The sequence below is a fragment of the Emticicia sp. MM genome, assembly GCF_001649495.1.
Window position 1 is genome coordinate 35,467 of record NZ_LXHX01000100.1, and the last position, 8,949, is coordinate 44,415.

Consider the following 8,949-nt stretch of genomic DNA (forward strand, 5'->3'; position numbering starts at 1 on the left):
TAAAAGTCAAAAAAATATTAGAAAAAAGCAAAAATTTGGGTTTTATGCTTGAAAAAGAGTGCGTACTTTGTTACATTATTTAATCTATCCAAATCCAAAACTCATGAAAAGAATATTTTTGCTTTTTTCACTTGTTCCTGCTGCTCTTTTCGGACAAACAAAGCCTGTGAAAATTGTTCGTGATGATGCTAATAAAAAAGTAGATGTACTCGTCGATGGTAAGGCTTTTACTTCTTACATCTATCCAGGCCCAGATAAACTAAAAAAAGCAGTTTTATATCCAGTTCGTACATCGGAAGGTACACTTATCACTCGTGGCTGGCCAATGGACCCACGCCCAGGCGAGCGTGTTGACCATCCGCACCACGTAGGTGTATGGTTTAACTACGAAGATGTAAACGGTCATGATTTCTGGAATAATTCAAACACACCGCCAAATCCGAAGGGTGTTTATGGAACAATCGTACACACAGGAATTAAGTCTGTAAAATCGGGTAAAAACAAAGGTTCGTTGGTCGTAACGGCCGATTGGCTCGATAAAGATGGCAAAGTGATGCTGAAAGAAACAACAACCTATATTTTTCAAGGAACTGATAAACAGCGTATTACCGATAGAATTACGACCCTTACGGCTGCCGATAAAGAAGTTTTATTTAAAGATGTGAAAGATGGTACTTTTGCGATTCGTTTAGCTCGCCAATTGGAACATCCATCTACAAAAGCAGAAATTTTTACTGATGCAAGTGGTGTTGCGACCAACGTTCCGTCGTTGGATAATACTGGAATTACGGGAAGTTACAGAAATAAAGAAGGAATCGAAGGAGAAGATACTTGGGCAAAACGCTCGGATTGGGTAAATCTTCGTGGAAAAATTGGTGAAGAAAAAATTTCGGTTGCGATTATCGACCACCCCAAAAATGTTGGTTATCCAACTTATTGGCATTCACGTGGCTATGGTCTTTTCTCGGCAAATCCGCTTGGACAAAAAGCATTTTCAAACGGAAAAGATGTCTTGAATTTCAAACTTGCACCAAATCAATCAACAACTTTCCGTTTTAGATTAGTGGTAACTTCGGGCGAAGTTTCAGACACTGAAATGAATAAATTAACTGCCGATTTTGCGAAGGTTCAGTAAGATTATAGTTTTTTAGAAAGCAAACGTGGTACATTTTATGAATGTGCCACGTTTTTTTATTTTCCAAACACCTTTTCTTTCTGAAGTTTACTTTTTTAATTGCAACTGAATCCAGTCAAACACATCTAATTTTATTCACCTCATGATACTCCGCAGTTTCTTCGTATTTCTATTATTAATTACTCAGTTAGGTTTCTCGCAAGTTAAATTTGAAAGTTTTGATGATTTACAAACTTTGCTTACTGCCGCCCAAACACGCAATAAATTGATTTTCGTACAGACCAAATCTGACAATTGTAATCAGTGTAATGATGTTGCCCGAATGGGTTTGAGTAGTACAAAATTGAGAGAGAAATATGCTCAAAATTTCATCTCTATTGAGGTTGACATGGAGTCAAAAATTTACAAGCAATTAATAAAGAAAACTACATTTAGAGTTCTTCCAAGTTCGATTTTTTTAGATACCAATGCCGATTTAATAGGGTTAGATTGGGAAAGTCATTTTGATGAAAATAAGTACTTAGAACTTGCGGACAATGCTATTACAAATGCGAAAGACCCAGTAAGACGAGACTTAGAAGCCAAATATAAAAGCGGTAATAGAGATAAAGATTTTTTAAAAAAGTATATAGAATATAAAATTTCGGTCGAGCATGAAGTTGAGAGCATAACAGAAGAATACATCAACCTCCATACAATCGGAGAATTATCAACGATTGAAAATGTAAAACTTTTGATAAACACAGCTTCTCCGATTGATAGTAAAATAAGAAAAGTATTATACGCAGTTTTACCTGAAAAAATGACAGATAGCTTGTTTAGAATTTTGCCATTTAATCAACGAGTTATAATAAATAGTAAGATTAGTGGTGCTACTTTCAGGAAAGCGGCTACTGAAAAAAACAGCACTTTAGCTGGTCGTTTGGCCACTTTTGTCTCTAATGGTCATGGAAAAGACTGGGAGAAAGGAAGTTTTTTTTATCAAACAACAATACTTAGATTTTATAAGGAAGTGAAAGATACATTGAAGTTTCTGAGTACGGCAGAAACATTTGCAAACTATACTTTGATGACTTCAAGCCTTGATACTCTGTTGAAAAGAGATAGTATTGCTCGAAGTAAATACCTTGCAAGTACAAAGAAAGACACACTTATTTCTGAATCTTATAATTCATTTTATCAAAAATATGCCGATGAACTTAATGATATTGCTTACAGATATTTTGAGTATTCAAATGATTTAAATAAGTTGAATAAAGCCTTGAAATGGGCAAAAAGAGCTTTAGAAATCAACGAAGTGTTGTCTATGGATGCTTCACGAAAGAAAAACCCTTATATGATGGACACCTACGCCCAGCTACTTTTCAAATTAGGACAAAAAGAAGATGCAATCAAATGGCAAACCGATGTGATAGAAACTGCAAAATTATGGAAAGCTGATACGACTAAATTTGAAGAAACACTTGAAAAAATGAAGCAATAAACGATGAAGGTGGCATATTTTTAGAATATGCCACCTTTATTCGTAATTCGTTTCACGCAATTCACGCAATACTCATTTCTAAAATCTCAGCTACAACTTCTGGGGTAATATCTGCCTTTTCCCCAAAATTCATTCCTCGCTCTTCAAAACGCTGTTTAATTTTAGCAATCGTATCTTGATTTACGCCATATTCCGAAGCCTTAATTGGTAAGCCCAACGACTCATAAAACTCGCCTGTTTTCTGAATTGCTCCTGCTACTAACTCATCATCAGTTCCGCTCAAATTCCAAACTCTTTTGGCATATTGAATCAATTTTGCTCGTTTGTCGGCTTGTTTGTATTTCAATAAATGTGGCAAAACAACGGCAAGTGTACGAGCATGGTCAACACCGTGAAAAGCAGTTATTTCATGTCCGATTTGGTGCGTAGCCCAATCTTGCGGCACGCCCAAACCAATCCAACCATTGAGTGCTACCGTAGCCGCCCACATAAAATTGGCACGAGCTTCATAGTCAGTCGGATTTTCGAGGGTTTTTGGTGCAACCTCAATCAACGTCTGAATGACTGATTCGGCAAAACGGTCTTGAATTTGAGCATCGACAGGGTAGGTCATATATTGCTCCATTGTATGCGTAAAAGCATCGGCAATACCGTTGGCTATTTGGCGTGGCGGTAGCGAATACGTAGTTTCAGGGTCAAGAATCGAAAACTTTGGGTAAACTAATGGCCCACCCATTCCTTTCTTTTCGTGCGTAGATTTCTTACTGATTACGGCATAATAATTCATTTCTGAGCCAGTTGCGGGCAAAGTAAGCACCGAACCCAACGGGATGGCTGTCTTATATTTTGTTTGTCCTGTTACAATTTGCCAAGCATCGTCACCCTCAAACGGAATGGCTGCGGCAATAAATTTGGTTCCGTCAAGCACCGAGCCACCACCAACGGCCAGTAAGAAAGTTATTTCTTCTTTACGCCCCAATTCAACGGCTTGCATGAGTGTTTCGTAAGTTGGATTGGCTTCAATACCGCCAAATTCTACGATATTTCTGCCTTCGAGGGCTTTTTTTACTTGCTCATAAACCCCATTTTGGAAGATACTTCCACCGCCATAAGTAAGCAAAATCTTTGCATCAGCTGGTATTTGCTTGCTCAGTTGGGCAATTTGGCCTTTGCCAAAAAGTATTTTTACTGGATTTTGATAGACGAAATTATTAAACATTAGCTTTTTGTTTGATGATTCTATCTATTACAAACAATGCTATTTTGAATAAAGTTTTTCTAAAAAATATTAAATAACCACGGAGGCACAGATTACACAAAGTTTCACAGAATTTATCTCAGTGTCAATCCATGTAATTCGTGCCTCCGTGGTGAAAAATTACTCAGGAATATCCATCCGAATTCGCCATTCTTTAGGCAAGTAATTATTCATTCTATTGCCAATAACTTTCATAAAACCCAGATTTAAGCCTTCATAACGAGCTAAAAGCCAACCATTTTGTTCATTTTCAACCGAAATCTGTTCTTTTTTTAAAAATTTCAAGGCATCATCTTTTGTTAATTCGATAAAAGGCAAATCTGTTGAAATAGCCGTACTCAAAGCCAAATCGTGGCTTGGAATAAAATCTTCACCCTTAAACTGTCCAATTTCAAAACCCGACGAGCGTTTTTGTAAAACTCTCAAAATCGTAGAGTATTCGTTGGCCAAATTTGTCGGAATCGCTACGATTGCTCCTTCTGGCTTTTCATAGAAATCAAAGTTTTCAGGGTTTGCCAGCCATTTTTTTAATAATTCAACCTTTTTTTGTGGAACACGGTTAAACTTTACTTTTCCTCTTACTTCGGCTCTTGAACCTTGTGTTTTTCTGAAAATAGCCAAATAAAAGCCTTCACCTTTGGTTTTATGCGGATAAAACTGATAACCAAAACTTTTCTCGGTAATATTCCATTCGGCAGGAATAGTTAGCTTAACTTCTTCAAAATCAGCCGTTTGGGTGAGCCATTTTGCATTTTCTTGGTTTTCTTTTTCATTATATGTGCAGGTCGAGTAGCACAAATAACCATTCGGAGCAACCAACATTGCCGCCGCTTGTAAAATACGTTTTTGGCGAGCCGAGCAAAGCTGTACGCTATCTTCCGACCATTCGTTCCGAGCTTTTGGGTCTTTTCTGAAAAGCCCCTCGCCCGAACACGGTGCATCGGTCAGAACTAAATCAAAAAAGCCTTCTAAATCAATCATGTCTTCGGGGTCATGGTTGCTTACGATGTAGTTCGGAAAACCCCATTTTTCGAGATTTTCTTTCAAAGGAGCAACCCTACTTTTAATCACTTCATTGGCTACCAAAAGGCTTTTTTCATTGAGCAACGAAGCCAAAAGCGTAGTTTTTCCACCAGGGGCGGCACATAAATCCATGACTCTGAGTGGTTTTTCAAAATCAAGGGTTTGTTTGGCGGCTTCGGTCACAAACATTGATGATGCTTCCTGCACATAATATGCTCCTGCATGAAAGGCAGGGTCAAGCGTGAAACTAGGTCTTTGGGGTAAATATCGACCATCGGCATTCCATTTTACTGGTTCGGTTTCTTGATCGAATAGAACATCGTTTGTGACCTTTTTACGTGGGTTCAGTCGAATAGCTGTTGGCGTTTCTTGTTCGAGACTTTCGGCAAAAGTCGAATATTCAGCACCAAGGATGTGCTGCATTTGGGCTACAAAATTTTCGGGTAAATTCATTTACTTTTCATTAACAGTAAAAGTGCAACGCTCGATGTCTTAATGGCATTTTGAAGAAAGATGTGAGAAGTGAGACAAAAGACATGAGAACAAAGCTTTTCAATTTTTCTTTCTTTTGTCTCTTGTCAATAATCTTTTGTCAAATTAATTTAACCAAATTGCCTATTCGAGAATATTACTCATTTTTTTACAAATTTAACTAAAACTGATTACTAAAATGAGAACAATGTTCAAAACACTTGTATTTGTATTGCTGGCAAATTTTACTTTTGCCCAAATTTTTGTTGGTGTGCGTGGAGGCGTTACTGGTTCGAGCATGACAAAATTCAAATTGATTGAAAATATCACTCCTGATTTTAAACTTTTACCTGCTCCATCGGGTGCTATTTTTGTAGAATTACCGATTTCTGACCGAATTTCGATTCAACCTGAATTGGCTTTTACTCAAAAAGGCGTTGTAATAAATGAATCTTTTAATGTGAGTGGAGGTGAAAATTTATTCGGAATCAATATTCCAATTGGGGGAAGAATAGCTTTGAAAAACAATCATTTAGAAGTACCAATTTTAGCAAAATTCAAACTTGGAGACTCAAACCAAGGTCATGCTTACATTCTGCTTGGGCCATCGGTTGGCTATTTGTTTGATTCCAGAACCGTTATTCGAGTGCTAAATATCTTCCCGATTCGTACGGGACTTGGAACAGGACTCTTTAAAGATGCAGAATTTAGTGGGGTAGGGGCTTTGGGTTATGAAATTCCGTTCAGAAATGGCAAGTTTTTCATGGAAGGTCGCTATCAACATGGGTTTTCTCGTGTGTTGAATCTGCCTTTGGTGCAATTGCCCGTAAGAAATCAAACCGTAGGTTTTTCGGTGGGTTTATCGTTTGCTTTGAGGTCGGAGCTGAGAGAGGTTTAAAACTTGTCGAATTAGGTATTTTTAGTAAATTTGACCAAATTAAATCTAAGAATGCCTAATTTATACATCATAGCAGGTTGCAATGGGGCGGGCAAGACTACTGCCGCAAAGGTGCTTTTACCCGATGTTTTCAGAATTGAAACCTTTCTGAATGCCGATATAATTGCAGCTCAACTAAACCCTGTTTCTCCTGAAAGTGTGGCCATTCAGGCGGGTAGGCAAATGCTCAAGGAAATTAATGTAGCTTTAGAGAAACAAATAGATTTTGTGATAGAAACAACATTGGCTACCAAAAGCTACGTTGAATTAGTTAAGAAAGCTCAGAATCTTGCTTATGAAGTTGTTTTGGTCTATTTTTGGCTTGAAAATGCTGACCAAGCTGTTGAAAGGGTAGCTCGAAGAGTTCGTCAAGGAGGGCATAATATTCCTGAAGAAGTTATCGGAAGACGTTATGAAAGTGGGATAAGAAACCTGATGAATCTTTTTTTGCCGATTGTTGATAAATGGTCAATTTATGACAACTCAGATTATACATTGGGGCATCCTCAACTCATTGCAGAGCAATTTCCAAAAGAAATGGTTGTAGTTGAGAATGTTGAAATTTGGAATATATTGAATAACATTAGCAATACTGAAACATGAAAATATTAAAACGTGACCCTCTTCTTGAGAATATTCATAAAGGACTTCTCAAAGCCTACGCTCATATTCCTGCTGAATTAGAACAAGAAAAGAAGCGTAAAGAAGCATTAAAAGATAAAAAATAAAGGTTCTTCTAAACAAAAAGGGGGGCTTCGCTCAAAGCGAAGACTCCCCTAAAATTAATCGTCCGTGGACTATTAGATTTGAACTCTTTTGAAAGCTGTGATTTTCAAGCCTTTCAAAGTTGATTCTAATAATTGAGCGATTGTCAAGTTATTATCTTTTACGAAAACTTGGTTCAATAAAGTATTTTCTTTGTAGAATTTACCTAATTTACCCATTGCAATTTTCTCCAACATGGCTTCTGCTTTACCTTCTTGGCGAGCAACTTCCATACCGATTTCGATTTCTTTTTGAACGATAGCTGGGTCAACATCGTCTTTGTCAAGACCTACTGGCTTCATCGCCGCAATTTGCATTGCTACGTCTTTACCAACTTCAGTTACATCAGTTCCTTGAGTATTATCAAAAGCTACCAATACACCTAATTTACCAGTTGAGTGGCTATATGATACAACTTGCTCAGCTTCAACGTGTTGGAAGTCAGTGATAACGATTTTCTCACCGATTTTACCAACTAATTCAAGAATCGCTTCTTCTACCGAACGGCCATCAGCCATTGGTTGAGTCATCAAAGTTGCTACATCTTTTGTGTGGTGTTTCACACCTACTTGTAAAATATCTTCTGCCAAAGTGCGGAAAACCTCAACTTTAGAAACTGGCTCAGTTTCGCAAGCAAGAGCTATAATTTTTGCACTTTTACCGCTATCGCTTACATCGATTAATACCAATCCTTCATTTGTTTCGTTGTCAGCACGTTTTGCTGCTACTTTTTGTCCAGCTTTACGAAGAACCTCTACTGCTTTGTCGAAATCGCCTTCTGCTTCTGTCAAAGCTTTTTTACAGTCCATCATACCCGCTCCTGTCATCTGACGGAGTTTGTTTACATCTGCTGCTGTGATATTCATTTTATGTTTTTATTAAGTTTGTATTAATACGTTTTCTTTTGAAACAGAACAGCCCAAAACTTTCGCTTCGGGCTATTCTATCTGAATTATATCATTAGCCTTATATTAAGCTTCTGTTTCGTCTTCAGCTACGGCAGGAGTTTCTTCTACCACAGCTTCAGCCGCAGGTGAGATAATTGCTCTTGCTTCGTCAACTGCACGTTTTGCATCTTCTTCGTCTTGTAATGCAGCGTTGTCTTTGTCAACTTTACGCTCCATGATACCCTCTTCGATAGCCTTACCGATAGCCAAAGTAATCAAGGCTACTGATTTGTAAGCATCATCATTTCCTGGGATTGGATACTCAACTGCCTCAGGGTTTGAGTTAGTATCGCAAATGGCGATTACTGGAATACCCAAACGGTGAGCTTCTGAAACTGCAAGGTGTTCACGCTTAACGTCAACAACAAACAAAGCAGCAGGAAGTCTCGACAAGTCAGCAACACCACCCAACAATCTGTCAAGTTTGATACGCTCACGGTCAAGCATTAAACGCTCACGCTTTGCTATATTTTTAGCAGTAGCTTCGTCTTTCAACATACGCTCTACGTTTTGCAATTTTTTCAAAGATTTTTTGATTGTTGCAAAGTTTGTAAGCATACCACCTAACCAACGCTCAGTTACGTAAGGCATTTTCAAGCGACGTGCTTCTTCAGCAACGATTTCTTGAGCTTGTTTCTTCGTAGCTACGAACATGATTTTACGTCCAGAACGAACGATTCCTTTTACAACTTCTTGAGCGTCTTCAAGACAAGCAAGTGTTTTGTTAAGGTCGATGATGTGGATACCGTTTTTCTCCATGAAGATATACGGTGCCATTTTTGGATCCCATTTACGGGTAAGGTGACCGAAGTGTACACCTGCATCCAATAATTCTTTGTACTCTAATTGTGCCATTTGACTAAATTAGTAAGATGTAAATAATAAATTAAACTACGCAGCACAGCACACCGGACACGATTAAGTGCTGTC

At 38.0% G+C, this 8,949-nt stretch carries 9 protein-coding genes; 5 read left to right on the forward strand and 4 right to left on the reverse strand.

Going from position 1 to position 8,949, the window contains the following annotated elements:
• Positions 1 to 103: 103 nt before the first annotated feature.
• Together A6M55_RS12800 and A6M55_RS12805 are read left to right on the forward strand one after the other, a co-directional pair.
• Entirely contained in the window at positions 104 to 1,135 is a 1,032-nt protein-coding gene (locus A6M55_RS12800; protein WP_064197988.1) for a PmoA family protein, read from the forward strand.
• Between the two features lie 142 nt (positions 1,136 to 1,277).
• Positions 1,278 to 2,618 carry a thioredoxin family protein gene (locus tag A6M55_RS12805; protein WP_064197989.1) on the forward strand — a complete coding sequence of 447 codons (1,341 nt, stop codon included), beginning with the start codon at positions 1,278 to 1,280 and terminating at the stop codon, positions 2,616 to 2,618.
• Positions 2,619 to 2,679: 61 nt separating this feature from the next.
• Here the strand turns inward: A6M55_RS12805 and A6M55_RS12810 are convergent, their stop codons facing one another.
• Positions 2,680 to 3,837: an iron-containing alcohol dehydrogenase gene (locus tag A6M55_RS12810; RefSeq protein ID WP_064197990.1), complete on the reverse strand. Its 1,158-nt coding sequence runs from the start codon at positions 3,835 to 3,837 to the stop codon at positions 2,680 to 2,682.
• A 159-nt stretch (positions 3,838 to 3,996) separates the two neighbouring features.
• Positions 3,997 to 5,352 (reverse strand): methyltransferase RsmF C-terminal domain-like protein, encoded by a 1,356-nt coding sequence (locus tag A6M55_RS12815; protein WP_064197991.1) that lies wholly within the window; start codon positions 5,350 to 5,352, stop codon positions 3,997 to 3,999.
• Between the two features lie 217 nt (positions 5,353 to 5,569).
• On the opposite strand from A6M55_RS12815, the gene A6M55_RS12820 reads away from it, so the two are divergent.
• Genes A6M55_RS12820 through A6M55_RS17640 form a run of 3 tightly spaced genes read left to right on the forward strand, consistent with a single transcriptional unit; the run spans position 5,570 to position 7,035 of the window.
• Positions 5,570 to 6,268, forward strand: a complete 699-nt coding sequence (locus A6M55_RS12820) for a porin family protein (RefSeq protein WP_082893016.1) — start codon at positions 5,570 to 5,572, stop codon at positions 6,266 to 6,268.
• Positions 6,269 to 6,319: 51 nt separating this feature from the next.
• Positions 6,320 to 6,910, forward strand: coding sequence for a zeta toxin family protein (locus A6M55_RS12825; protein ID WP_064197993.1), 591 nt, complete (start codon positions 6,320 to 6,322; stop codon positions 6,908 to 6,910).
• Positions 6,907 to 7,035 (forward strand): hypothetical protein, encoded by a 129-nt coding sequence (locus A6M55_RS17640; protein WP_255364420.1) that lies wholly within the window; start codon positions 6,907 to 6,909, stop codon positions 7,033 to 7,035. The genes A6M55_RS12825 and A6M55_RS17640 overlap by 4 nt, the downstream gene beginning before the upstream one ends.
• A 72-nt stretch (positions 7,036 to 7,107) precedes the next feature.
• Here the strand turns inward: A6M55_RS17640 and tsf are convergent, their stop codons facing one another.
• Complete coding sequence (tsf, locus tag A6M55_RS12830; RefSeq protein ID WP_064197994.1) at positions 7,108 to 7,938, reverse strand: translation elongation factor Ts; 831 nt, start codon at positions 7,936 to 7,938, stop codon at positions 7,108 to 7,110.
• A 105-nt stretch (positions 7,939 to 8,043) separates the two neighbouring features.
• Positions 8,044 to 8,874 (reverse strand): 30S ribosomal protein S2, encoded by an 831-nt coding sequence (gene rpsB, locus A6M55_RS12835; RefSeq protein WP_064197995.1) that lies wholly within the window; start codon positions 8,872 to 8,874, stop codon positions 8,044 to 8,046.
• Positions 8,875 to 8,949: the final 75 nt, after the last annotated feature.